The organism is Vibrio comitans, from assembly GCA_024346835.1.
In the GTDB taxonomy this organism is placed as follows: domain Bacteria; phylum Pseudomonadota; class Gammaproteobacteria; order Enterobacterales; family Vibrionaceae; genus Vibrio; species Vibrio comitans.
Genome location: AP024866.1, coordinates 44,129 through 68,712, shown reverse-complemented (window position 1 = coordinate 68,712; position 24,584 = coordinate 44,129). Strand labels below are relative to the sequence as shown.

The window sequence follows — 24,584 nt, the reverse complement described above, 5'->3', positions numbered from 1 at the left end:
TTAAAATTCTTTCCATAGTTCGGCTTTATTTGCCAATTGAGTTCATACTAATTCAGGTTGAAAGTTGCTTAAAGTGATATATTTACAACTAATCATTGCAAATTATGCAACAAGAAGATTACTCAAATGAACATCAAAAGCCTACAGATTTTTCTACATCTTTCTGAAAGTAAGAACTTCAGCAAGACTGCGTCCGCCATGCACATGAGCCCGTCGGCATTGAGCCGTCAAATAAAGCGCTTAGAACAAGAGGCAGAGCAGATTCTATTCATTCGAGACAATAGAAGTGTTGAGCTAACCACCGCAGGCAAAGAGCTACTCCCTGTTGCGCACAATATCGTGAATCAATGGCAAACCTTTACTCTTAACTTTTCTGATCATAAGGATGTATTAAAGGGGGAGATACGACTGTTTTGCTCGGTAACAGCAAGCTATAGCCACCTACCTCGCTTGCTTTCAGAGTTTCGATTACTGCATCCATTGATCGAATATAAACTCAGTACAGGGGACCCTGCACAAGCGATAGAGAAGGTGCTAAATGACGAAGCCGATATCGCTATTTCTGCAGAAAGTGACCAATTGCCCTCTAGGATTGCATTTGAGAACATCAGCGAAATCTCCTTGTCTGTTATAGCTCCTAAGGGAGTTGCCAATATAGAAAGCATGCTCACAGAGCCAGTCAACTGGAACGAAATCCCCTTTATTATTCCATCAGAAGGCACCGCACGTGATCGCTGCAATACCTGGTTTAAACGAAGTAAAATCAAACCCAACATTTATGCGCAAGTTGCGGGGCATGAAGCCATCGTTAGTATGGTGGCGTTAGGTTGTGGTATAGGAATCGCACCGGATGTGGTTATTAATAACAGCCCGGTAAAAGATCACATCCAGAAGCTGGATGTAGAACCTGTAAAACCTTTTAAGCTAGGTGTTTGTTGCAAGCGTTCTCAGCTTAACAATCCCCTAATAAAGGCTCTATGGAGCGTGGCCGAAGCAAATTATATTGCTAGTTAATGCTCCTGTTTAAAAGGCCATTTTGTATTCTAAATAGCCTTCACCATCAAAATCAGTATTGCTGTTTAGTACCTTACTTTTGCTTTCAGAGCCGTTGTAACCAAGACGAATTTGATGGTTCTTATATTGATAACTAATGAAAGTATCAACATAGATGCTTTCATAATCCGATTCACCTAAAGTGTAAAATGGGTCAACACCCAGTGAAAAACCTGACCCGAGCTTAAATCGGTTATAAAACCCAACGGTTCCAGTAGCGATCCACTCGTCATCAATGACCTCTATGGAACCTAAAGTGGCAATGGGGTAAATGGTCCAAACCTCTCCAACCTTTAGAGTTGATACAGCGCCAATGCTTGCAGAAGTGCCAAAATCATTATCCAGCTGTAACGTTGATTCGGCGTAAACGCCGATACCTTGCCATAAGTCCATATGGGCGTAACGTACATTAACCGCATCCATACCTTGCTTAGACTCTACAGCTAGCATGTTCTTACCCCATGCAAACCCTGCAGAGAGGTCAAAGTCACCATTAGTATATAAATGCGCTCCAACACTAGAGTAGACGGCAGTTGGATCCGCCATGTCGACCGGTTTGGATTGATTAGCGTCAGACTGAGCAAAGGTAATAGCAGGGACAAGATATAAGCAAGCTAGCAAAAAACGATTCATAGAGTCTCTCTTAACCAGAAGAGAGGCAAATCTACCCTAACCCTCTCTCTACTCCCAATGAAAGCGGAACATAACTGATATGCAATAGAAGGATTTTTATGTTTATAAACCCCGTCTAATGACGAGGCTTTTGAATTCAAACCTAGCGATGTCCTACTCTGACATGGGCGGTGCGGCGATCCGCAAACATACGCTACTTTTCTAAATCCTAGATACGACAAAGCCCCGTCTAGTGACGAGGCTTTTGAATACTAACCTGGCGATGTCCTACTCTGACATGGGCGGTGCGGCGATCCGCAAACACACACTACTTTTCTAAATCCTAGATACGACAAAGCCCCGTCTAATGACGAGGCTTTTGAATGCCAACCTGGCGATGTCCTACTCAGACATGGGCGGTGCGGCGATCCGCAAACACACGCTACTTTTTTCAGACCTATAAACGAAAACACCCCAGCCGATTGGCTAGGGTGTAAATTAGAACCTGGCGATGTCCTACTCTCACATGGGGAAGCCCCACACTACCATCGGCGCTATTGTGTTTCACTTCTGAGTTCGGCATGGAATCAGGTGGGTCCACAATGCTATGGTCGCCAAGCAAATTTTGTGTGCAATCAGACTGAATATCTAATAGCAAAATATGGTGCTAGTACCCAGAGTCGAACTGGGGACCTCACCCTTACCAAGGGTGCGCTCTACCAACTGAGCCATACCAGCAATTTGTCGTCTAGAAAGACGAAAAAACCCGCTTCAAAAGCGGGTTATTCAAAATTAAAGCCTGGCGATGTCCTACTCTCACATGGGGAAGCCCCACACTACCATCGGCGCTATTGTGTTTCACTTCTGAGTTCGGCATGGAATCAGGTGGGTCCACAATGCTATGGTCGCCAAGCAAATTTTAAAATTCGGAAAACTGTTATTTAAAAGTTCATATACACATTCAAAGTTCTTACTTTGAGTCCACAAAACCCCTTGGGTGTTGTATGGTTAAGCCTCACGGGCAATTAGTACAGGTTAGCTCAATGCCTCGCAGCACTTACACACCCTGCCTATCAACGTTCTAGTCTCGAACAACCCTTTAGGACACTTAAAGTGCCAGGGAAGACTCATCTCAGGGCTCGCTTCCCGCTTAGATGCTTTCAGCGGTTATCGATTCCGAACTTAGCTACCGGGCAATGCCATTGGCATGACAACCCGAACACCAGAGGTTCGTCCACTCCGGTCCTCTCGTACTAGGAGCAGCCCCCTTCAATCTTCCAACGCCCACGGCAGATAGGGACCGAACTGTCTCACGACGTTCTAAACCCAGCTCGCGTACCACTTTAAATGGCGAACAGCCATACCCTTGGGACCGACTTCAGCCCCAGGATGTGATGAGCCGACATCGAGGTGCCAAACACCGCCGTCGATATGAACTCTTGGGCGGTATCAGCCTGTTATCCCCGGAGTACCTTTTATCCGTTGAGCGATGGCCCTTCCATTCAGAACCACCGGATCACTATGACCTGCTTTCGCACCTGCTCGAATTGTCATTCTCGCAGTCAAGCGGGCTTATGCCATTGCACTAACCACACGATGTCCAACCGTGTTTAGCCCACCTTCGTGCTCCTCCGTTACTCTTTGGGAGGAGACCGCCCCAGTCAAACTACCCACCAGGCACTGTCCTCACCCCCGATAAGGGGGCTAAGTTAGAACATCAAACATACAAGGGTGGTATTTCAAGGATGGCTCCAACGATACTGGCGTACCGTCTTCAAAGCCTCCCACCTATCCTACACATGTAGGCTCAATGTTCAGTGCCAAGCTGTAGTAAAGGTTCACGGGGTCTTTCCGTCTAGCCGCGGGTACACTGCATCTTCACAGCGATTTCAATTTCACTGAGTCTCGGGTGGAGACAGCGTGGCCATCATTACGCCATTCGTGCAGGTCGGAACTTACCCGACAAGGAATTTCGCTACCTTAGGACCGTTATAGTTACGGCCGCCGTTTACCGGGGCTTCGATCAAGAGCTTCGACCGAAGTCTAACCCCATCAATTAACCTTCCGGCACCGGGCAGGCGTCACACCGTATACGTCATCTTACGATTTTGCACAGTGCTGTGTTTTTAATAAACAGTTGCAGCCACCTGGTATCTGCGACTCCTAGTAGCTCCATCCGCAAGGGACTTCACCGCCAAGAGCGTACCTTCTCCCGAAGTTACGGTACCATTTTGCCTAGTTCCTTCACCCGAGTTCTCTCAAGCGCCTTGGTATTCTCTACCCGACCACCTGTGTCGGTTTGGGGTACGATTTCTTATAATCTGAAGCTTAGAGGCTTTTCCTGGAAGCATGGCATCAATGACTTCACTGCACGTAGCAGCTCGACATCGTATCTCAGCGTTAAGAAAGTCCGGATTTACCTAAACCTTCCGCCTACATACTTGAACCTGGACAACCATCGCCAGGCCCACCTAGCCTTCTCCGTCCCCCCATCGCAATTATAAGAAGTACGGGAATATTAACCCGTTTCCCATCGACTACGCCTTTCGGCCTCGCCTTAGGGGTCGACTTACCCTGCCCCGATTAACGTTGGACAGGAACCCTTGGTCTTCCGGCGAGGGGGTTTTTCACCCCCTTTATCGTTACTCATGTCAGCATTCGCACTTCTGATACGTCCAGCAGCCCTTACAGACCACCTTCAACCGCTTACAGAACGCTCCCCTACCCCGCATACAAAGTATGCAGCCGCAGCTTCGGTGTATAGCTTAGCCCCGTTACATCTTCCGCGCAGGCCGACTCGACCAGTGAGCTATTACGCTTTCTTTAAATGATGGCTGCTTCTAAGCCAACATCCTGGCTGTCTGAGCCTTCCCACATCGTTTCCCACTTAGCTATACTTTGGGACCTTAGCTGGCGGTCTGGGTTGTTTCCCTCTCCACGACGGACGTTAGCACCCGCCGTGTGTCTCCCGGATAGTACTCAATGGTATTCGGAGTTTGCAAAGGGTTGGTAAGTCGGGATGACCCCCTAGCCTTAACAGTGCTCTACCCCCATTGGTATTCGTCCGAGGCGCTACCTAAATAGCTTTCGGGGAGAACCAGCTATCTCCAGGTTTGATTGGCCTTTCACCCCTAGCCACAAGTCATCCGCTAATTTTTCAACATTAGTCGGTTCGGTCCTCCAGTTGATGTTACTCAACCTTCAACCTGCCCATGGCTAGATCACCTGGTTTCGGGTCTATATCCAGAGACTGAACGCCCAGTTAAGACTCGGTTTCCCTACGGCTCCCCTAAACGGTTAACCTTGCCACTGAATATAAGTCGCTGACCCATTATACAAAAGGTACGCAGTCACGCTTCGAGGCGCTCCTACTGCTTGTACGTACACGGTTTCAGGTTCTATTTCACTCCCCTCACAGGGGTTCTTTTCGCCTTTCCCTCACGGTACTGGTTCACTATCGGTCAGTCAGTAGTATTTAGCCTTGGAGGATGGTCCCCCCATGTTCAAACAGGATATCACGTGTCCCGCCTTACTCGTTTTCACTTAAAATGCGTTGTCGGTTACGGGGCTATCACCCTATACTGCGAGACTTTCCAGACTCTTCACCTGACGCATTAAAAGCTTAAGGGCTAATCCAATTTCGCTCGCCGCTACTTTCGGAATCTCGGTTGATTTCTCTTCCTCCGGGTACTTAGATGTTTCAGTTCCCCGGGTTTGCCTCGTTATGCTATGTATTCACATAACGATACGTGCTTATGCACGTGGGTTTCCCCATTCAGAAATCCCAGACTCAAATGGTTATTACTACCTAATCTGGGCTTATCGCAAGTTATTACGTCTTTCATCGCCTCTGACTGCCAAGGCATCCACCGTGTACGCTTAGTCACTTAACCATACAACCCCAAAGGGTCTTGCTTACGCAATGCAGTTGCTACGCTGCAGTATGACGTTTCCAAGGTGCGTTATCTCTTTATTATGAGCGAGATAACATTCGATTTTGCCGGACTCAAATTTGAATGCATTCTGGCAAGAATACATTCCCAAGAACACTTGAATGTGTGTTGGTACCTAATGATAAATCATTAGGATTTGAGAACTTTTAAATTTGATAAATAATGAAATCACATTATTTATCGTCAGCTTTCCAAATTGTTAAAGAGCAAGTTTCTTACGAAACCATTTTTAAATATTCTCTATTCTTTCTAGAGAAAAGAACAAAAACACTTAAAGATGGTGGAGCTATGCGGGATCGAACCGCAGACCTCCTCGCTGCCAGCGAGGCGCTCTCCCAGCTGAGCTATAGCCCCATCTGGAAGTTTTTCCTGCTCTAACTTTCTAAACCATATCAATCTGTGTGGACACTCATCGTGAGTAATCATCGTATAAGGAGGTGATCCAGCCCCAGGTTCCCCTAGGGCTACCTTGTTACGACTTCACCCCAGTCATGAACCACAAAGTGGTGAGCGTCCTCCCGAAGGTTAAACTACCCACTTCTTTTGCAGCCCACTCCCATGGTGTGACGGGCGGTGTGTACAAGGCCCGGGAACGTATTCACCGTGACATTCTGATTCACGATTACTAGCGATTCCGACTTCATGGAGTCGAGTTGCAGACTCCAATCCGGACTACGACGCACTTTTTGGGATTCGCTCACCATCGCTGGTTGGCTGCCCTCTGTATGCGCCATTGTAGCACGTGTGTAGCCCTACTCGTAAGGGCCATGATGACTTGACGTCGTCCCCACCTTCCTCCGGTTTATCACCGGCAGTCTCCCTGGAGTTCCCACCATTACGTGCTGGCAAACAAGGATAAGGGTTGCGCTCGTTGCGGGACTTAACCCAACATTTCACAACACGAGCTGACGACAGCCATGCAGCACCTGTCTCAGAGTTCCCGAAGGCACCAAGCTATCTCTAGCGAGTTCTCTGGATGTCAAGAGTAGGTAAGGTTCTTCGCGTTGCATCGAATTAAACCACATGCTCCACCGCTTGTGCGGGCCCCCGTCAATTCATTTGAGTTTTAATCTTGCGACCGTACTCCCCAGGCGGTCTACTTAACGCGTTAGCTCCGAAAGCCACGGCTCAAGGCCACAACCTCCAAGTAGACATCGTTTACGGCGTGGACTACCAGGGTATCTAATCCTGTTTGCTCCCCACGCTTTCGCATCTGAGTGTCAGTATCTGTCCAGGGGGCCGCCTTCGCCACTGGTATTCCTTCAGATCTCTACGCATTTCACCGCTACACCTGAAATTCTACCCCCCTCTACAGTACTCTAGCCTGCCAGTTTCAAATGCGGTTCCGAGGTTGAGCCCCGGGCTTTCACATCTGACTTAACAAACCACCTGCATGCGCTTTACGCCCAGTAATTCCGATTAACGCTCGCACCCTCCGTATTACCGCGGCTGCTGGCACGGAGTTAGCCGGTGCTTCTTCTGTCGCTAACGTCAAACGATGAAGCTATTAACTTCAACGCCTTCCTCACGACTGAAAGTACTTTACAACCCGAAGGCCTTCTTCATACACGCGGCATGGCTGCATCAGGCTTGCGCCCATTGTGCAATATTCCCCACTGCTGCCTCCCGTAGGAGTCTGGACCGTGTCTCAGTTCCAGTGTGGCTGATCATCCTCTCAGACCAGCTAGGGATCGTCGCCTTGGTGAGCCATTACCTCACCAACTAGCTAATCCCACCTGGGCATATCCTGAAGCGAGAGGCCCGAAGGTCCCCCTCTTTGGTCCGTAGACGTTATGCGGTATTAGCCATCGTTTCCAATGGTTATCCCCCACATCAGGGCAATTTCCCAGGCATTACTCACCCGTCCGCCGCTCGACGCCCAACAAATCACCCGAAGGGTCAATGTTGTCGTTTCCGCTCGACTTGCATGTGTTAGGCCTGCCGCCAGCGTTCAATCTGAGCCATGATCAAACTCTTCAATTAAAGTTTTTTTGGTCTTGCGACCGGCTCAATGAATACTGACTTCAAAACTACTATGTAATTTTAAAGCTATTATCGTTCCAACAGAACGATAATGAATTGACTGTGCCAATGATTAAAAATCATTGTATTGGTCACTCAGTTCATTGATAAATCTTTTCGATTATCATCAACGAGTGCCCACACAGATTGATAGGTTTAAATTGTTAAAGAGCGTTGCTTTTCGATGATTCCTTTTGTGAGGAGTCTCTCAAAGCGGACGGCCATTCTAGCGATTTGAACCTCAGTGTCAAACACTTTTTGAATTTAATTTTCTAAGAGAAGTTAAACTCAATTTGGTTCGGCTAGTTAGCCTACTGAAACACTGCGAAGCGTTTCCGCTGTTGCCGTGTCAGTGAGGGCGCATTATAGAGATACGCGTCACATTGGCAAGCGTTTTTTATAAGTTTTTTGCACTTTCTTTTTTTGCGTTCAACAAACAAACAACCCGCTTAAAAAGCGGGCTGTTTTATTAGGTTTGGAACGATTTTGCTAGCTTTAGATGAAAGCAAACGCATCAGAATAGATTTGTTCGACCTTAGCTTTCTTATTAAAGATAAATTGTTCTCTTGCACTACCTGCCATCTCAAATCGACCCGCTATATAAACGTCGTATTCAGATAGGTCCGAAAAATCCTGCATCACGGCTTGAAGAACATTACCGGTTTTTCCAGTCCAAACACCTTCATCATCTTCTACTACAGGAATAAAGTGGATATTTGAGTGCTGCTGTTCAATGGCCGTCAATTCATCAAAAGCATATAGCTGAGATTTACTTCTTGCTCCCCAATACAAATATATTGGGTTATTGATATTTTGGCTGATGCAGTGATCAAGAATAGAGCGCACGTAACTGAAGCCAGTTCCACCAGCAATAAGAAGCATAGAACGGTCACTGACTTTAAGCGCTGCATCGCCATGAGGAGCATCGATAACAATGTCACTACCATTGCTTAGCGCTTCATGCATACGATTAACCACTTCAAGAGCATAAGCATTTTCTTCTGCAGCACCAATATGAAGCTCTAGCTCTCCCTCATGTCGACAAGGGCTACTTGCAATTGAAAAAGGACGCTTGTCTTTCTCACCCATTACGACCATCAAGTACTGCCCCGCTTCAAACTCAACTGGAGTTTCAGGGTGCAGCAATACTCGGAATGTATTGCTGGCTAGGGGCTTGATTGATTTTACTTTGCAACGAATGGTCATATCTTCCTCTATATCCTTACTCATCAAAAGTAAGTACTAAATCTGTGTTAGCAAACGCTTGGCAAGCAAAGACCCAGCCTTGGGCTTGCTCTTTCTCTGTTAGCATAGGTTCTAACTGATACGCTACTGTACCAGTCTTTAATCGGCATAAACACATTCCACACGCTCCAACTTGGCACCGATTAGGGAATGCGATGTTCTGAGATAGAGCAGCGTCTAATATGGTTTGCTGTTCCTCTATCTCAAATATTACACCACTGGGTAAAAGTTCTACCTTGTACGTCATAAGATGTTGAGTTGTTCCCAGATCTTATCAATACGAGCAACGAGTTCTTTATCCTTATGGATAGGCCTACCCCATTCCCTCGTCGCCTCGCCTTGCAACTTGTTAGTCGCATCTATACCGAGTTGAGATTGTGGCCCATCGATAAATTTACTATCACGAGCGGGATCCATACGGGTGGTAATAGCCCAAATTACATCATTCCAGTCTCTAACATTGACGTCTTGATCGCAGACAATGACAAACTTCATCTCAGTATAATGAGAAAACTCCGCTAACACGGCATCGATCACTTCTATTCCTTGATGAGCTTGTTGCTTATCTATAGATAGGATAGCCATTCCGCCAAAGCCTGCTTCAGTTGGTAAATAACAATCCTTTATGCATGGAAGTTGCTGTTTTAGTCCGTCAAATAGTTGCTCGGCTTTTTCCTGCTGCAGAGCGGAGAAAGTGCTAGAGACGTCGCCATTAGACATTGCTAACTCTGCTGGCCACTTTATGGTTGCATCTAGTCCCATTTTCGAGCCTAGCCCAGCGACTGGTGAAGCAAAATCAAGAGAGTCTATCGGGGTGTTCTCAATCATCACAATGTCGCGTTTCGGCTGCATGTGCTCTGTCATTGTCGCGATAACTTGGTTCCAATCTCGAGCGTCGACGCTTTCATCACATACCAAAACGTATTTGGTGTACATAAACTGACGTAAGAAAGACCACACTCCCATCATCACGCGCTTAGCATGACCCGGGTACTGCTTTTTCATGGTCACAACCGCCATGCGATAAGAGCACCCCTCTGGAGGCAAATAAAAATCTTCTATCTCTGGAAATTGCTTTTGCAGAATAGGGACAAAGACTTCATTAAGAGCGACACCCAATACCGCAGGTTCATCTGGCGGGCGCCCTGTGTAGGTACTGTGATAGATAGGGTCTTTACGCATTGTAATATGCGTAATGGTAAATACGTTGTGGCTTTCTACTTCATTGTAATAGCCGGTGTGATCACCGTAAGGGCCTTCATCTGCAAATTCAGTAGGGTCGATATAACCTTCTAGCACAATCTCAGCACTGGCTGGAACATCTAGGTCGTTACTGATTGACTTAACCACTTCAGTTTTGCTACCTCTTAACAAACCAGCAAAGGCATATTCAGAGAGCGAATCGGGTACAGGTGTTACCGCACCAAGAATGGTTGCTGGGTCAGCACCAAAAGCCACCGAAACAGGAAATGGCTTTCCTGGATTGGCTTCTGACCAATCACGAAGATCTAGAGCACCGCCTCTATGCGCTAACCAACGCATAATGACTTTATTTTTACTGAGTTTTTGCTGGCGATAGATCCCAAGATTTTGTCGCTTCTGATTGGGTCCACGAGTCACCGTTAATCCCCACGTTAGTAGTGGAGCAACATCCTCAGGCCAACAACTCATTACGGGGATCTTATCTAAATCAACGTCCTCCCCTTGCCAGACGATATCTTGGCAAGGCGCTTTGCGAAGGCGTTTTGCCGGCATATTTAGGACTTGTTTGAATACAGGAAGTTTATCTAAGGCGTCTTTAAAGCCCTTAGGTGGCTCCGGCTCTTTAAGATAAGCCAGCAGTTTGCCTACCTCTCGTAGATCGCTGACTTGTTGACGCCCCATACCAAGAGCGACTCGTTTGGAAGTACCAAATAGATTGGTTAAGACTGGCACATCATAGCCAACTGGGTTCTCAAACAATAATGCAGGGCCACCAGCACGCAATGTTCGGTCGCTGATTTCTGTCATTTCGTAGTCGGGATCGACCGGATGGGAGATGCGCTTTAGTTGTCCTTCTTTTTCCAGAAGGGCAAGGAAGTCTCGCAAGTCTTTGCAGCTCATAACAATCCATTTAGCCTAAAAAGATGGGCGCAGTATAGCAAAAAGCCCATCACCTTCCGCTAACAAATTTAACGATTAAATATTTCTGGGTACTTACTTGCCCACTGGTTAAACCAACTATTGTACCCATAGCCTTGGAGGCTTTCAGTGATCACCTGAGCATCACCCTGATTCCTCATCCTAGAGACCAAAAAATCTTCTGCTGGTTGCGAGGTAGGCGCGTATTTGGCTAGCAGTTGCAAACTACGCTCGCTTAAGGAAGGATTCTGACTTGCCACGATCATTTGCTGTATTGAAAAGTCACTACCCTCTTGCCCTAGCCTTTCTAGCTCTCGGCTTAATGCGCTATCCGCTTTCATCTTCCACATAATATTGTAGAGATCAGGGTTATTGGATGTCGTGGCCATTGCGACCATCAGATCTGAACTTGGGAGCCAAGATAACACGCTATTATCTGTAATCTGACCAACAAGGTATGTTAAGCCTTCATCAGAGATCTTATCTATGTTGTTAATAAGTAGTTTTTCTCTTTGTGAAGTCTGCTCTGGGCTCTCCGTTAGCCACGAGCGTAAATCAAGTTGCTCATTCTCCACACCCACATACAAAGCTATCAATTGGTCATTTAGCTTCCAATCGTCAATAAGACGTTGTGCCATTAACTGATAAGAAAATGCTGGCGAAACAAATCGAAAACCATCCCCTTCTTCCACTATTTTTAGTGAAGGGGTTACCTTGCGTTGGGCATCAACAAAGACGGCTAAATCAGAGGTGTATTGAGGTGCGCTTTCAGAGATAGCCTTAATAGCGAGAAATCTAACAACTTCTTGTTGTGGCTGCTTAATTCGAAGCAGATTGAAATTTGCCTGATCGGATTGTTCGGATAGGGCGAGCGACACTATACGTTGCGCACTCTTCTGGGACTGAGCATCAGATAGCATTTGCTGCTTATCTTCAACACTAAGTTCAATGGCCTGTACTGCAAACGAGCAGCCAAGCATGGCAGTTAACAACGTAGCCAATAGCCTTTTGTGCATACTCTTACTCCCTGTAATCCTGTGTACCAGCTTAGTGGTACCATGCCGTCCTGGCATATAATTATCGTCGTGATTAAAAAAACGCCACCTAATTAGGTGGCGTATCATACGATAAGTTCAGTTAATTACAAATTTCTAAAGAAATCTGTTACTGGCGTCGCATTGCGTCGAAGAACTCATTGTTAGTCTTGGTCATTGCCAATTTATCAATCAGGAACTCCATCGCATCAGTCTCACCCATTGGGTGTACGATCTTACGAAGAATCCACATCTTCTGAAGCTCGTCTGGCTTAGTAAGCAGCTCTTCACGACGAGTACCTGAACGGTTGAAGTCAATCGCAGGGAAGACACGCTTTTCAGCAATCTTACGATTTAGGTGCAGTTCCATGTTACCTGTACCCTTAAACTCTTCGTAGATAACTTCATCCATCTTAGAGCCGGTATCTACCAACGCTGTTGCGATAATAGTTAAGCTACCACCCTCTTCTACGTTACGAGCCGCACCGAAGAAGCGCTTAGGTCTATGCAGTGCATTCGCATCCACACCACCTGTTAGAACCTTGCCTGAAGAAGGGATTACTGTGTTGTAAGCACGCGCTAGACGAGTGATTGAATCGAGAAGGATAACCACGTCTTTCTTGTGTTCAACTAGACGTTTCGCTTTCTCAATTACCATCTCAGCAACTTGTACGTGACGAGACGCAGGCTCATCAAACGTAGAAGCGACAACTTCACCCTGAACTAGGCGTTGCATCTCGGTTACTTCTTCCGGACGCTCATCGATAAGCAATACCATCAACTCACACTCTGGGTGGTTGCGGGCAATACTTTGCGCGATGTTTTGTAGCAACATTGTCTTACCCGCTTTTGGCGGTGCAACGATCAAGCCACGCTGACCTTTACCAATAGGTGAAGCCAAATCTAGGATACGAGCTGTAATATCTTCAGTCGCACCGTTACCCACTTCCATTACCATACGCTCGTTAGCGTGCAGTGGAGTCAGGTTTTCGAACAAAATCTTATTACGTGCGTTGTCAGGCTTATCGTGGTTAACAGTATTAACCTTCAGCAATGCAAAGTAACGCTCACCATCTTTAGGTGGACGAATCTTACCGGCAATGCTGTCACCTGTACGCAGGTTAAAGCGACGAATCTGACTTGGAGATACATAGATGTCATCTGGGCCAGCTAGATATGAACTGTCTGAGCTGCGCAGAAAACCAAATCCGTCTTGTAGAATCTCTAGGACGCCGTCACCAAAGATATCCTCTCCGCTTTTCGCGTGCGCTTTTAGCGTAGAAAATATGATGTCCTGCTTTCTCAATCTAGCAAGATTCTCAAGACCAAGGCTCTCACCAAGTTTCACTAAGTCTGAGACAGGTCTGTTCTTCAACTCTGTTAGATTCATAGTGGTCGATTTTGTGGTGGTCTTTGTATTAGATTTAGTAGTCAAAATAGGATCTGTATGTGTTAGTTAGAGAGATTTGGTCTCAGGATCGACCAAGAAAAGGAAAATTGTATGATTTACGTGCAATAAACTAGCACTAAAAACAAGCCTAGTCTAGCTTCTAGAAAAAACAAAACCGTGCATTAAAAAATACACGGTTAATTTGTTTTTCTCATTTTTAGATATTTGCGTCTAGGAACTCTTTAAGTTGAGTCTTTGAAAGCGCACCTACCTTGGTTGCCGCTACATTGCCGTCTTTAAACAACAGTAATGTTGGGATACCACGAATGCCATATTTTGGTGGCGTTGCTGGGTTGTGATCGATATTCAGCTTACCAATGGTAAGTTTACCAGCGTACTCTTCTGAGATTTCACTCAAAATAGGGGCAATCATTTTACAAGGACCACACCATTCTGCCCAGAAATCTACCAGCACAGGGCCTGCAGCTTTAATTACATCACTTTCAAAACCATCGTCAGAAAGCTGCAAAATCTTATCGCTCATCTTTAGCTCCAAATCAATTTTCTGCTGCCGATTTGATGATTATCAGCAATTAGATTGCCTATTGGAATGGATTTCCTTTCTTAATGCAAGCGTAAGCTGATATTCTATGCTCATGAAAAAGACACACATCACAGAGCAAAAATTCGCCGACTTCGATTTGCACCCTCAGATTATCTCTGGGTTGCAAGCAAAAGGATTTGAGTATTGTACTCCGATTCAAGCGTTAGCGCTGCCAGTACTGCTCACTGGCCAAGACATTGCGGGGCAAGCTCAGACGGGTACTGGTAAAACTTTAGCCTTTCTAACCGCTACTTTTGATTACCTACTAAAAAACCCTGCCGATGAGTCTCGAGCAGTGAACCAGCCGCGCGCCATTATTATGGCACCTACGCGTGAGTTGGCGATTCAGATCCATCGTGATGCTGAAGCTTTGATTGCAAGCACTGGCCTTAAAGCGGCGCTTGCATATGGTGGTGAAAGCTACGACAAGCAGCTAAATGAACTGCAACAAGGTGTTGATATTTTGATCGGCACTACTGGTCGTATCATCGATTTCTTCAAGCAAAAAGCCTTTAACCTTAATCATATCCAAGCCGTTGTTCTCGACGAAGCTGACCGTATGTTTGATCTTGGTTTTATTAAAGACATTCGCTTCTTGTTCCGCCGCATGCCAGAGCCGAAAGATCGTCTTAACATGCTTTTCTCTGCAACCCTTTCTTACCGCGTGCAAGAATTGGCGTTTGAGCACATGAACAATCCTGAGCATGTGGAAGTAGAACCAGAGCGTCGCACCAACGTTCGTATCGAAGAAGAGCTGTTCCACCCTTCAAATGAAGATAAGATCGCTCTACTGATGACGTTGATTGAGCAAGATTGGCCTGAGAAAGCGATCATTTTTGCCAATACAAAATACAAATGTGAGCAAGTCTGGGGCTATCTAGCAGCCGATGAACATCGTGTGGGTCTTTTAACCGGTGACATTCCGCAGAAAAAACGCGAGCGAATTCTAGAGCAGTTTACTACGGGTGAGTTGGACTTCTTAGTTGCGACTGATGTAGCAGCACGTGGTCTACACATTCCACTGGTAACACACGTATTTAACTACGACCTTCCGGATGATGCTGAAGATTATGTTCACCGTATTGGCCGTACAGGGCGTGCTGGTGAAAGCGGCCATTCAATCAGTTTCGCTTGTGAAGAGTATGCAGTTAACCTACCTGCAATCGAAGAATACATCGATCACTCTATTCCAGCATCAGATTATGACCCTGAAGCTTTGATTCAAGAGTTGCCGAAGCCGATTCGCCTTCAGCGCTCACCAAACAATCGTCGTCAAGGTTCTGGCAAACCTCAAGGTCGCAATAACAATCAGCGACGTAACAGCAGACCATCACGACCTCATAACAGAACATCAGGAAACAGCTAATTTAGGTTATGACAGACTCATCTCCTCTTTATGCCGCCATTGACCTTGGCTCGAATAGCTTCCATATGCTTGTTGTTAAGCACGTACATGGAAGCGTCCGTACTATGGCCAAGATTAAGCGCAAGGTTCGCCTAGCTGCCGGGTTAGACAGCAGCAACGCGTTAAGTCAGGAAGCAATGCAAAGAGGATGGGACTGTTTGTCTCTATTTGCTGAGCGCTTGCAAGACATCCCAGAACAAAACATTCGTATTGTGGGCACCGCCACACTTCGTGTCGCAACCAATATTGATGAGTTCTTGAGTAAAGCTAACCAGATTCTAGGTAAAGATATTCAGGTCATATCTGGGGACGAAGAAGCTGCCACTATCTATAAAGGTGTTGCTCACACCTCTGGTGGTAAAGGCAAGCGTCTTGTTGTTGATATTGGTGGCGCCAGTACTGAGCTAATTATTGGTGAAGGTTTTGATGCCAAGGTACTCAACAGCCTACAAATGGGCTGTGTAACTTGGTTAGAGCAACACTTCAACGACAGACAACTCACCGCTGACAATTTCCAACGTGCTATAGAGGCAGCTAAGCAAACCTTGTCTCCTGTTCTGAGTGAATACACAGAGCTTGGCTGGGATTTGTGTGTTGGTGCAAGCGGGACCGTTCAAGCACTGCAAGAGATAATGCTAGCGCAAGGCATGGACGAAGTGATTACTCACTCCAAATTGAAGCGCTTACAGAAGCAAGCCATGCGAGCGGATGCCTTAGAGGAGCTTGAGATTGAAGGTCTCACCCTTGAGCGAGCCCTTGTATTCCCAAGTGGTCTTTCTATCTTATTAGCGATTTTTGAGCTTTTAGATATTGATGAAATGACCCTTGCAGGCGGTGCTCTTCGCGAAGGTATGGTCTATGAAATGATCACCGAGTTGCATCAAGAAGACATTCGTCAGCGAACCTTGGGCAGTGTTCAACAGCGCTTTCAACTCGATCAAGGCTATGCGAAGCAAGTTGCCGCGACAGCGAGCAAACTGGTCAAGCAATGTGGCAATGAATTCCTTCCTGAGTCCGTAGCAACTGAGTTACTACAAGCCGCTGCTCAGTTACATGAGATTGGACTGACTATCGATTTTAAGAAGGCAGGACAGCATAACGCCTACCTATTGCAGCATCTTGATTTACCTGGCTATACACGAGCACAAAAGAATCTGCTCGCTGATGTTACGCTACGCTACAAAGATGCTTTGTCTTCTTTACCTGAACAACAGGCCGTCAGTAAGCAGAGCGCGGAGAACATCTTAAGAATTCTACGCTTGTCAGTAATACTGACTCATAGGCGTAATGTGAATCTGCAGCCCTCAGTCGAGCTGCAAGCGACAGGTAAACAGCTTTGTTTATCCATTGATGCCAACTGGTGTAATGCCAATCCATTGACCGTCGCGGAACTTGAAATTGAAGCCAATCGGCAGTCAGACCAAAACTGGCCTTTGCAAGTCAAGCAGATATAATTTAAGTAGCCCAGTTTATTAAGCTGGGCTTTTTTACATACAAATATTTTGAGAACAAAATCGAAGCAAGGAGAGCTTGAGAGATGAGCATAATATTGGAGTGCATCCGCTGTGTTGGCCGAGGAGAGCGTGGTCGTAAGCCCCTCTCGTTTGATCAAGCCTTTACCGTGATGGATCAATATCTTGATGGCCAGATCGACGATGATCAAATGGCGATGTTGATGATGCTCATCCGAGTTAACAACGAGACAGCAGCAGAGATTGCCGGTTTTACTAAAGCCTTCCACCAGCGACTGCCTAAAATCGAAGTCGATATCGACTGGCCTTGTTATGCAGGAAAGAAAAGCAAAGAAGATATCAATGGCAATCAGCAATCCCTGCCATGGAACCTGATTGCCGCCGCTATCCTTGCTGATGAGGGTTATAAAGTGCTGATCCATGGTCATCTTGACGCTGGTTCAGACCGCGTGCATAGCCAACACTATTTGCAATCACTCGATATCAAAACAGCCAACGATATTGAGCATGCTACCTCGTTGCTACAATCTTCAAACATCGCTTACTTACCACTATCTCACTTCGCCCCTATCGCAGAAAAGATGCTTGATTGGAAGAAACGCTATGGCTTGAGAACACCAATTAATACTGTGGTAAGAGGATTAAACCCGGGTAGTGCAAAGTATGGAGTCAGGGGCAGTTTCCACCCAGGGTTTCAGGAGTTACATGCAGAGATAGAAACCAATATTGGCCATTCAAACTGCTCAATTGCCTCGTTTAAGGGAGTGTCTGGTGAGTCTGAGTACAATCCAAAAGTAAGCCAAACTATTTGGACAAGCGATAGTAAGGGCTTACATTCGCACTACTGGAAGGAGATGTACAATGAACAAATCGTCACGCCAAAGCAGTGCCCTCTTGGCACTATAGAGACCGATAAAGTTCAGATGGCTAATCACGTAGTCGCTTCCATTGCAGTGTTACTCTTTACCAAACTAAAAGATAAGCAATTAGCCGATCAAGAAGCCTATCGCCTATGGACGCAGTTCTGCTCTAAACACTAATACTGAAACGAAAAAGAGCTCCCATTGGGAGCTCTTTTTTTTATGCCTCTGCAGCAATTCTTTGGTCTGATTCGGTAGTCAACTTTCGAATCAAGTAATTCAGCAAGACACCATACATAGGAACAAACAAGCCCAAGCTAATTACAAGTTTAAACACATAGTCGACTAATGCTATCTCTTGCCAGTGCTGTGCCATAAACGCATCAGGGCTGTTATAGAAAGCAATACTAAAGAAAGCCAATGTATCTAATGCATTACCAAATAAAGTGGAGCACGTTGGGGCTATCCACCATTGCTTCATTTGACGCAGACGGTTAAACACATGCACGTCCAAGATCTGTCCTAACAGGTAAGCCATGAACGATGCAATAGCAATTCTAGCCACGAACAGGTTGAACTCTCCAAGAGGTGTAAAGCCTTGAAATTGCCCTTCGAAGAACACGACTGAGAGTAGATAAGACACTACTAGCGAAGGCAGCATTACCAAAAAGATAATTCTACGCGCAAGTGGCGCACCAAAGATACGAACGGTCAGGTCAGTTGCCAAAAAGATAAAGGGAAACGTAAATGCGCCCCATGTGGTGTGAAAACCAAAAACAGTAAACGGCAGTTGAACGAGATAGTTGCTCGAGGCAATGATGATCAGGTGGAATGACGCTAAAAAGAAAAGCGCTTTACGCAGTTGCGATGGATTAAAACGGTTCATATTGTACCTTTTTAGTAGATGGGGGCGAGGGAACCCATTCGAAGCAAGTCGCTTCATCTCAAAATTTAAAGCCCACCAAAATGGCGGGCTCGGAATTATACATAACGATTCAGATTGTGCAATAGATGAACAGCACTATGGTTTCATGTGAAACCTTTCTAACTAAATACCCCTAGCAACTAACCCTGCAAGGTATTTTAGTTCTTCTTCAGACTGACCAGCAGATAGCGCCTCTAACCACATGGACTCACTATAGTGTTCCGCGCGCAACATTAGCTGACAACCTTCAAAATCAATCAACCAAGAGTGAAGATCAGCATCTTGCTGTTTTTCTAATACTGTTGCATCGATAAGGTCGATAAATTGCTGCCCAACGGAGGGAAAATCATCATGGTCAAATGAGGGAGTCACCAAAGACAGGCGGCCTTTTTGTGAATCAAAATGACGAAGAGTAAAGCTAGACACCAGTAATATGCTCCTGAATTAGGTCAAGAAAAGCATCAGCATACTTGTCGAGCTTACGTTGCCCTACTCCGTTTACTGCAAGCATTTCACCATACGAGGTTGGCAGAATATCGGCCATATCAATTAAGGTAGCATCATTAAACACCACATAAGGAGGCAGTCCTTCCTCATCAGCAACGCGCTTACGAAGGTTTCGCAGTTTCGCAAACAACTTCTTATCGTAATGTTTTGTTGGAGTCTTGTCGGATTTGGCCGAAACGGTGAGATCCAGTCTTGGCACAGCAAGCTCCAGTTCCATATCACCACGTAATAGCGGTCTCGCCTCTTCTGTCAGTTGCAAGGTTGAGTTTCGAGCAATGTTTTGTGTCAGCATGCCTTTATGCACCAATTGACGCATAACACTCACCCAGTAGTCATGACTATTATCGCGGCCAATACCATAGGTTGTTAACTTGTCATGACCATTCTCACGAATACGTATGTTCTGCATGCCACGAAGCACCTCTGTCACATACCCCATACCAAAGGATTGATTAACGCGATACACACAAGAAAGCGCCTTTCTCGCCGCCTCAGTGCCATCAAAGGTTTTCGGCGGGTCGATACAGATATCGCAGTTGCCACAGGCTTTTTCTCGATACTCTCCAAAATAATGCAGTAGCACTTGTCGGCGACAGGTTTGGGCTTCAGCAAAGGCGCTCATTGCATTTAGCTTGTGCATCTCTACTTTTTTCTGCTGCTCATCCTCTTTTTCATCAAGCATGCGTCGTAGCCAGTTGATGTCGGATGGGTCATACAGTGTCATCGCCTCAGCGGGCAAACCATCTCGCCCTGCTCGACCGGTTTCCTGATAGTAGGACTCAATGTTCCTAGGAATATCAAAGTGCACAACAAAGCGCACATTCGGCTTATTGATCCCCATACCAAAGGCAACGGTTGCTACAACAATCTGAATATCATCTTTTTGAAATGCTTCTTGTACGTAGCCGCGCTCGTCAGGATCCATTCCAGCATGGTAGCCCATGGCACGAATACCGTTATTACAGAGTTTTTCGGTGACCATTTCGACTTTCTTGCGGCTACCGCAATAAATGATGCCGCATTGGCCTTTCTGAGTCGCGAGGTAGCGAATAACTTGAGCAACCGGCTTTGCCTTTTCCACCAAGGTATAACGAATATTGGGTCTATCAAAGCTACCGAGATAACAAAGAGGGTCATCAAGTTGCAGTCTGCCGTTAATATCAAGTCGTGTCGTATCGTCTGCCGTAGCGGTCAGTGCCATAAACGGTACATGGCTAAATTGCTGCTTCAAATGACCCAAAGACGCATACTCAGGTCTAAAGTCATGCCCCCATTGAGAGATACAGTGCGCTTCATCAATGGCGATTAGGTTTATCTCTAGATGTTGCAAGCGCTCCATGAACTCATGCATTAGCACGCGTTCAGGGGATACATAGACAAGCTTTATCTTGCCTTGATGCATCCTGTTGTATACCGACAACAACTCCTCACGGGTCATGCTTGAGTTAATGCACTCCGCGGCTACACCATTGGCTTTCAATTGATCGACTTGATCTTTCATCAATGAAATCAGTGGCGAGATCACTAAGCCCATTCCTGAAGCCACCAGCATTGGGACTTGGTAACACATGGACTTACCACCACCAGTAGGCATGATAACCAAAGTGTCCTTTCCAGCGAGTGCGGCATCTACCACCTGTTGTTGGCCGTCTCGAAACTCCTGATAGCCAAACACATCCTCCAGCACGCTCTGAGGTGTTACTTGAGTATCGGATTCCTCAATCATAGACAAATGGGTGGGCATGTAAGATGTATTACCTGTGAGTAGTGGTTGATGAATCAGCGCTACATTGTAAAGGGGATGATCTAGGATGGAAACCGCATTTTACTGGCTCTTAGAGTGAGTGCTCTCTATACTCTGCTGTTTTCCGATCAGTATCTCGAGAATCTATGGATAACCTAGCTCAACAGCGCACTCGTCAAGGTGTCATCTTTGCCGTAATGGCATACACCATGTGGGGAATTGCACCTATATATTTCAAGGCGTTATCTGCGGTTCCAGCCAGTGAGATACTGATGCATAGGATCATTTGGTCGTTCTTCTTGCTTGCTGGTTTAATCCATTTTGGGCAAGGGTGGCATTCTTTTAAAGAAATACTAAAAAGTAAAACCAAACTGATATATTTACTCACTTCTTCTCTTCTGATCGGGGTGAACTGGTTAATCTTCATATGGGCAGTTAATAGCAACCATATGTTAGAAGCCAGCCTTGGGTATTACATCAACCCTATCATCAACGTTATGCTTGGGATGATTTTCCTTAGCGAGCGCTTGCGTGCAGTGCAGTGGATTGCTGTGGCATTGGCATTTTGTGGTGTGGCAATTGAATTAATTGCCTTCGGCTCAATTCCTTACATCTCATTTGCCCTCGCTTGCAGCTTTGGCGCCTATGGATTGCTAAGAAAGAAAGTGAACCTTGACGCGCAAACTGGGCTGTTTGTTGAAACCTTATTTCTATTGCCTCTTGCCACCATCTACTGGGCATTCTTCACAAACAGCGATACATCTAACATGTTTACTAACAGCTGGGACCTAAATACGCTACTCATGCTTGCTGGAGCCGTCACTACCGCCCCACTACTCTGTTTTACAGGTGCAGCAACTCGCATCAAGCTATCTACATTAGGTTTTTTCCAATACATAGGTCCAAGCCTGATGTTTATCCTGGCTATCACGGTCTACGGTGAGCACTTTAGTATCAATAAAGCAGTGACATTTTTGTTCATTTGGGCAGCATTGGTTGTATTTAGTTTCGACGGCATCAAAAACGCTAGGAACAATAGAAAGTGAACGAAGTTAACGTGTTGCTGACGCTAGCTAGCGTGCATTTTATTGCTCTAATGAGCCCTGGTCCTGATTTTGCTCTAGTGGTGCAAAATTCAACACGCTACGGCAGACAAACTGGCATCGCCATTGCATTTGGTCTTTCCATTGGCATTTTGATTCATTCAATCCTCAGCCTAACAGGAATCAGCTACCTAGTTCATTCACACCCAACACTGTTTCTTTTGCTTCAGCTGATGGGTGGTAGCTATCTAGCTTATCTAGGATTAACCGGTATTAAATCGATAATCCAAAGCATTCGAAAGTCTTCTCAAGACAAAAAGCCAGGTAAAGACTTTACCCTCAATAGCAAGAAGCAAGCCTTCACACGAGGGCTAACTACTAACCTATTGAACCCAAAAGCCTTAGTATTCTTCGTCAGTTTGATGTCGACATTAGTACCGGCAAGCATGTCTGTAGAAGGCAAAGTCGCAGCGTTAGTTATTCTTTGGAGCTTGTCACTGTTTTGGTTCGCGTTATTGGCTTGGGCCTTGTCGACAAAAAGACTGCAGCTAGTACTGGCTCGCGTTGCCATCTATATAGATGTCATATGCTGTCTGCTGTTTTCTATCTTAGGTACAGCCATTCTTTGGCAAGCGGTCACCCAGCTCCTAACGAACTGATCTCTCAAAACGTTCGTTTTCATTTGAAAAATTATAATTAAATGCCACGCTTTCAGTACTTTACTGCAATAGCGTGGCAACCTAATGACTCTTCGAACACTATCCCTACTCACTTTAGCCTGCATGGTTCCTTCTGTAGTCATCGCCAATCAAGCCAGCGATGCTGTCGCTCCCGAAACACCTACCGGTTGGGAAGCGAAGAAAGCGCAGCAAAGCAAAGAATGGATGGTTACAGCCGCAAACCCTATCGCTAGCCAATATGCTGCCCAAGTACTAAAGGATGGTGGCAATGCAATTGATGCCATGGTGGTGACACAATTGGTGCTAGGACTCGTTGAGCCCCAATCATCGGGAATAGGCGGCGGTGCTTTTCTCGTTTACTGGGATGGGCAGAAAAAAAATCTCACCACTTTCGATGCTCGCGAGACTGCCCCCTTAGCCGTAAAACCAGAACATTTTATTGGCAAAGATGGTCAACCGTTAAAATTCTATGACGCAGTTGTAAGTGGACTTTCGGTAGGGACACCTGGTGCGATAAAGCTATTGTGGGAAATGCACCAAAAGCATGGCAGCGTCAAATGGCCAAGGCTGATTGAACCCGTAATAGCGTTGGCAGAGCAAGGGTTTACCATTAGCCCTCGATTAGCCAGTTTGATTGAAAGGGATAAAGAGCACCTGTCAATTGACGCTAACGCCAAGGCTTACTTCCTCAATCAAGATGGTAGCGCTAAACAAGCAGGCGAAGTACTCATTAATCAGGAATATGCCGACACTCTAAAGCTTTTGGCCACCTATGGTGAAAATGCTTTTTACCAGGGTGATATCGCTAATGATATTGTTGCAGCAGTCGCCAATCATCCCAAGAATACCGGGGTATTGGCAAAGCAAGACCTTGCCAGATATGAAGTCATAGAACGTACCCCTATTTGTGTAGACTACCTACAGTACGACGTTTGCGGAATGGGCCCACCGAGTTCAGGAGGGATCGCCGTCGGTCAAATACTCAAACTTTCTGAGCAGTTCCCGCTGCATGAATGGGGAGCAACCAGCGCTAAAAGCTATAAGGTCATTGGTGACGCCACCCAACTGGCTTTTGCAGATAGAGCGAAATTTTTGGCCGATAGCGACTTTGTGTCTGTCCCTTCTCAAGGGCTCATTAATGAAGACTACCTTAAACAGCGCGCAAAAATGATAAACCTCAAAGCTCCTCTCAAATCAGTCAGTGCTGGGTCTCCTCCATGGGAAGTAGCCCTAAGCTACGCCGATGACCAATCTATAGAACTTCCCTCGACAACCCACTTTAATATTGTTGATGCACAAGGAAACGTGGTCAGCTTAACCAGTAGTGTCGAAAACGTGTTTGGCTCTCGAATCATGGTCAGAGGGTTCTTACTTAACAACCAAATGACGGACTTTTCTTTTAAACATCATCAAGATGGCCAGATCATAGCTAACCACATTGCTCCAGGGAAAAGGCCACGTTCTTCAATGTCACCAACGATTGTACTGAAGAATGGTTCTCCTTATTTATCCGTTGGTTCTCCTGGTGGCAGCTACATCATTGGGTATGTAGCGCAAGCTCTGATCGCTCACTTAACTTGGCAGTTACCATTAGAAGAAGTGGTTCAATTGCCCCATATTTCCAACCGTTTTGGTACGGTTGAATTTGAACAAGACACTAGCGCACAGCAGTATGAGCAAGAATTTAAGCAATGGGGTTATAAAACCAAATTAAAGCCTTTGAATTCAGGCCTGCACATCATCAAGATTGAGCAAGATTTAACCGGCGCAGCGGATCCGAGACGAGAAGGTGTCGCTATTGGAGAAAATCAAACGGTAAGACAATAACGACATTCGCCCGAAATTTGTAAGAGATCTCTCACAAAGATGTGCGCGATCAAAGCTAAAATCTGCCGAAAACAGACCAAAACAAAC

The 24,584-nt window shown here is 45.9% G+C and carries 17 protein-coding genes, 2 tRNA genes and 4 rRNA genes; 7 read left to right on the top strand and 16 right to left on the bottom strand.

Annotated features, from left to right (window positions below; all coding sequences use genetic code 11):
* The first annotated feature begins 126 nt into the window (after positions 1-126).
* Positions 127-1,014: an HTH-type transcriptional activator IlvY gene (gene ilvY / locus OCU46_RS00320; RefSeq protein ID WP_141273586.1), complete on the top strand. Its 888-nt coding sequence runs from the start codon at positions 127-129 to the stop codon at positions 1,012-1,014.
* Positions 1,015-1,023: 9 nt separating this feature from the next.
* Here ilvY and OCU46_RS00315 read toward each other — a convergent pair whose 3' ends face one another.
* The 13 genes from OCU46_RS00315 to trxA form a co-directional block, all read right to left on the bottom strand.
* On the bottom strand, positions 1,024-1,686 hold the full coding sequence (locus tag OCU46_RS00315) for a hypothetical protein (RefSeq protein ID WP_244311473.1): 663 nt from the start codon (positions 1,684-1,686) through the stop codon (positions 1,024-1,026).
* A 482-nt stretch (positions 1,687-2,168) separates the two neighbouring features.
* A 5S ribosomal RNA gene (rrf, locus tag OCU46_RS00310) occupies positions 2,169-2,284 on the bottom strand.
* A gap of 43 nt (positions 2,285-2,327) precedes the next feature.
* Positions 2,328-2,403, bottom strand: a tRNA-Thr gene (locus OCU46_RS00305).
* Between the two features lie 59 nt (positions 2,404-2,462).
* Positions 2,463-2,578, bottom strand: a 5S ribosomal RNA gene (gene rrf, locus OCU46_RS00300).
* A gap of 91 nt (positions 2,579-2,669) precedes the next feature.
* A 23S ribosomal RNA gene (locus OCU46_RS00295) occupies positions 2,670-5,558 on the bottom strand.
* A gap of 338 nt (positions 5,559-5,896) precedes the next feature.
* Positions 5,897-5,972 (bottom strand) — tRNA-Ala (locus OCU46_RS00290).
* A gap of 76 nt (positions 5,973-6,048) precedes the next feature.
* A 16S ribosomal RNA gene (locus tag OCU46_RS00285) occupies positions 6,049-7,601 on the bottom strand.
* The 16S, 23S and 5S rRNA genes sit together here with 2 tRNA genes alongside, the layout of an rRNA operon.
* Positions 7,602-8,135: 534 nt before the next feature.
* Positions 8,136-8,846, bottom strand: coding sequence for an NAD(P)H-flavin reductase (gene fre / locus OCU46_RS00280; RefSeq protein ID WP_141273641.1), 711 nt, complete (start codon positions 8,844-8,846; stop codon positions 8,136-8,138).
* Between the two features lie 16 nt (positions 8,847-8,862).
* The gene (locus OCU46_RS00275; protein WP_017027070.1) at positions 8,863-9,132 is read right to left on the bottom strand and encodes a 2Fe-2S iron-sulfur cluster-binding protein; all 270 of its coding nucleotides are present in this window, start codon (positions 9,130-9,132) and stop codon (positions 8,863-8,865) included.
* The gene (ubiD, locus tag OCU46_RS00270; protein ID WP_141273643.1) at positions 9,129-10,988 is read right to left on the bottom strand and encodes a 4-hydroxy-3-polyprenylbenzoate decarboxylase; all 1,860 of its coding nucleotides are present in this window, start codon (positions 10,986-10,988) and stop codon (positions 9,129-9,131) included. The genes OCU46_RS00275 and ubiD overlap by 4 nt, the downstream gene beginning before the upstream one ends.
* Before the next feature lie 68 nt (positions 10,989-11,056).
* Entirely contained in the window at positions 11,057-12,022 is a 966-nt protein-coding gene (locus OCU46_RS00265) for a hypothetical protein (protein WP_141273645.1), read from the bottom strand.
* Positions 12,023-12,170: 148 nt separating this feature from the next.
* Positions 12,171-13,430 carry a transcription termination factor Rho gene (rho, locus tag OCU46_RS00260; RefSeq protein WP_141273685.1) on the bottom strand — a complete coding sequence of 420 codons (1,260 nt, stop codon included), beginning with the start codon at positions 13,428-13,430 and terminating at the stop codon, positions 12,171-12,173.
* A gap of 217 nt (positions 13,431-13,647) precedes the next feature.
* A complete protein-coding gene (trxA, locus tag OCU46_RS00255) occupies positions 13,648-13,974 on the bottom strand; it encodes a thioredoxin TrxA (protein WP_141273647.1) in 327 nt (108 codons plus the stop codon).
* 112 nt (positions 13,975-14,086) lie between these two features.
* On the opposite strand from trxA, the gene rhlB reads away from it, so the two are divergent.
* From rhlB to OCU46_RS00240, 3 genes are all read left to right on the top strand, one after another.
* Positions 14,087-15,400 carry an ATP-dependent RNA helicase RhlB gene (rhlB, locus tag OCU46_RS00250; RefSeq protein ID WP_141273649.1) on the top strand — a complete coding sequence of 438 codons (1,314 nt, stop codon included), beginning with the start codon at positions 14,087-14,089 and terminating at the stop codon, positions 15,398-15,400.
* An 8-nt stretch (positions 15,401-15,408) separates the two neighbouring features.
* Positions 15,409-16,893, top strand: coding sequence for a guanosine-5'-triphosphate,3'-diphosphate diphosphatase (gene gppA, locus OCU46_RS00245; protein WP_141273651.1), 1,485 nt, complete (start codon positions 15,409-15,411; stop codon positions 16,891-16,893).
* An 83-nt stretch (positions 16,894-16,976) separates the two neighbouring features.
* The gene (locus tag OCU46_RS00240) at positions 16,977-17,951 is read left to right on the top strand and encodes a glycosyl transferase family protein (protein ID WP_141273653.1); all 975 of its coding nucleotides are present in this window, start codon (positions 16,977-16,979) and stop codon (positions 17,949-17,951) included.
* A 40-nt stretch (positions 17,952-17,991) separates the two neighbouring features.
* Here OCU46_RS00240 and OCU46_RS00235 read toward each other — a convergent pair whose 3' ends face one another.
* From OCU46_RS00235 to recQ, 3 genes are all read right to left on the bottom strand, one after another.
* The gene (locus OCU46_RS00235; RefSeq protein WP_141273655.1) at positions 17,992-18,657 is read right to left on the bottom strand and encodes a 7-cyano-7-deazaguanine/7-aminomethyl-7-deazaguanine transporter; all 666 of its coding nucleotides are present in this window, start codon (positions 18,655-18,657) and stop codon (positions 17,992-17,994) included.
* A gap of 162 nt (positions 18,658-18,819) precedes the next feature.
* Entirely contained in the window at positions 18,820-19,122 is a 303-nt protein-coding gene (locus tag OCU46_RS00230) for a DUF3630 family protein (protein WP_141273658.1), read from the bottom strand.
* The gene (gene recQ, locus OCU46_RS00225) at positions 19,115-20,929 is read right to left on the bottom strand and encodes an ATP-dependent DNA helicase RecQ (RefSeq protein WP_141273687.1); all 1,815 of its coding nucleotides are present in this window, start codon (positions 20,927-20,929) and stop codon (positions 19,115-19,117) included. Before recQ ends, OCU46_RS00230 begins: the two co-directional genes overlap by 8 nt.
* A gap of 164 nt (positions 20,930-21,093) precedes the next feature.
* On the opposite strand from recQ, the gene rarD reads away from it, so the two are divergent.
* The 3 genes from rarD to ggt all read left to right on the top strand — a co-directional run bounded on the left by rarD (position 21,094) and on the right by ggt (position 24,497).
* Positions 21,094-21,993: an EamA family transporter RarD gene (rarD, locus tag OCU46_RS00220; RefSeq protein ID WP_141273660.1), complete on the top strand. Its 900-nt coding sequence runs from the start codon at positions 21,094-21,096 to the stop codon at positions 21,991-21,993.
* Positions 21,990-22,649 (top strand): LysE family translocator, encoded by a 660-nt coding sequence (locus OCU46_RS00215; protein ID WP_141273662.1) that lies wholly within the window; start codon positions 21,990-21,992, stop codon positions 22,647-22,649. Before rarD ends, OCU46_RS00215 begins: the two co-directional genes overlap by 4 nt.
* Positions 22,650-22,733: 84 nt before the next feature.
* The gene (gene ggt / locus OCU46_RS00210; protein WP_371858857.1) at positions 22,734-24,497 is read left to right on the top strand and encodes a gamma-glutamyltransferase; all 1,764 of its coding nucleotides are present in this window, start codon (positions 22,734-22,736) and stop codon (positions 24,495-24,497) included.
* The last annotated feature ends 87 nt before the right edge of the window (positions 24,498-24,584 follow it).

What these genes read in the sequence shown, in the direction of transcription:
- fre (WP_141273641.1), bottom strand. Translation starts at nt 8,846, where the DNA reads ATGACCATTCGTTGCAAAGTAAAATCAATCAAGCCCCTAGCCAGCAAT.
- OCU46_RS00315 (WP_244311473.1), bottom strand. Translation starts at nt 1,686, where the DNA reads ATGAATCGTTTTTTGCTAGCTTGCTTATATCTTGTCCCTGCTATTACC.
- ubiD (WP_141273643.1), bottom strand. Translation starts at nt 10,988, where the DNA reads ATGAGCTGCAAAGACTTGCGAGACTTCCTTGCCCTTCTGGAAAAAGAA.
- rhlB (WP_141273649.1), top strand. Translation starts at nt 14,087, where the DNA reads ATGAAAAAGACACACATCACAGAGCAAAAATTCGCCGACTTCGATTTG.
- OCU46_RS00265 (WP_141273645.1), bottom strand. Translation starts at nt 12,022, where the DNA reads ATGCACAAAAGGCTATTGGCTACGTTGTTAACTGCCATGCTTGGCTGC.
- trxA (WP_141273647.1), bottom strand. Translation starts at nt 13,974, where the DNA reads ATGAGCGATAAGATTTTGCAGCTTTCTGACGATGGTTTTGAAAGTGAT.
- OCU46_RS00235 (WP_141273655.1), bottom strand. Translation starts at nt 18,657, where the DNA reads ATGAACCGTTTTAATCCATCGCAACTGCGTAAAGCGCTTTTCTTTTTA.
- recQ (WP_141273687.1), bottom strand. Translation starts at nt 20,929, where the DNA reads ATGATTGAGGAATCCGATACTCAAGTAACACCTCAGAGCGTGCTGGAG.
- OCU46_RS00275 (WP_017027070.1), bottom strand. Translation starts at nt 9,132, where the DNA reads ATGACGTACAAGGTAGAACTTTTACCCAGTGGTGTAATATTTGAGATA.
- ilvY (WP_141273586.1), top strand. Translation starts at nt 127, where the DNA reads ATGAACATCAAAAGCCTACAGATTTTTCTACATCTTTCTGAAAGTAAG.
- rarD (WP_141273660.1), top strand. Translation starts at nt 21,094, where the DNA reads ATGGATAACCTAGCTCAACAGCGCACTCGTCAAGGTGTCATCTTTGCC.
- OCU46_RS00240 (WP_141273653.1), top strand. Translation starts at nt 16,977, where the DNA reads ATGAGCATAATATTGGAGTGCATCCGCTGTGTTGGCCGAGGAGAGCGT.
- rho (WP_141273685.1), bottom strand. Translation starts at nt 13,430, where the DNA reads ATGAATCTAACAGAGTTGAAGAACAGACCTGTCTCAGACTTAGTGAAA.
- ggt (WP_371858857.1), top strand. Translation starts at nt 22,734, where the DNA reads ATGACTCTTCGAACACTATCCCTACTCACTTTAGCCTGCATGGTTCCT.
- gppA (WP_141273651.1), top strand. Translation starts at nt 15,409, where the DNA reads ATGACAGACTCATCTCCTCTTTATGCCGCCATTGACCTTGGCTCGAAT.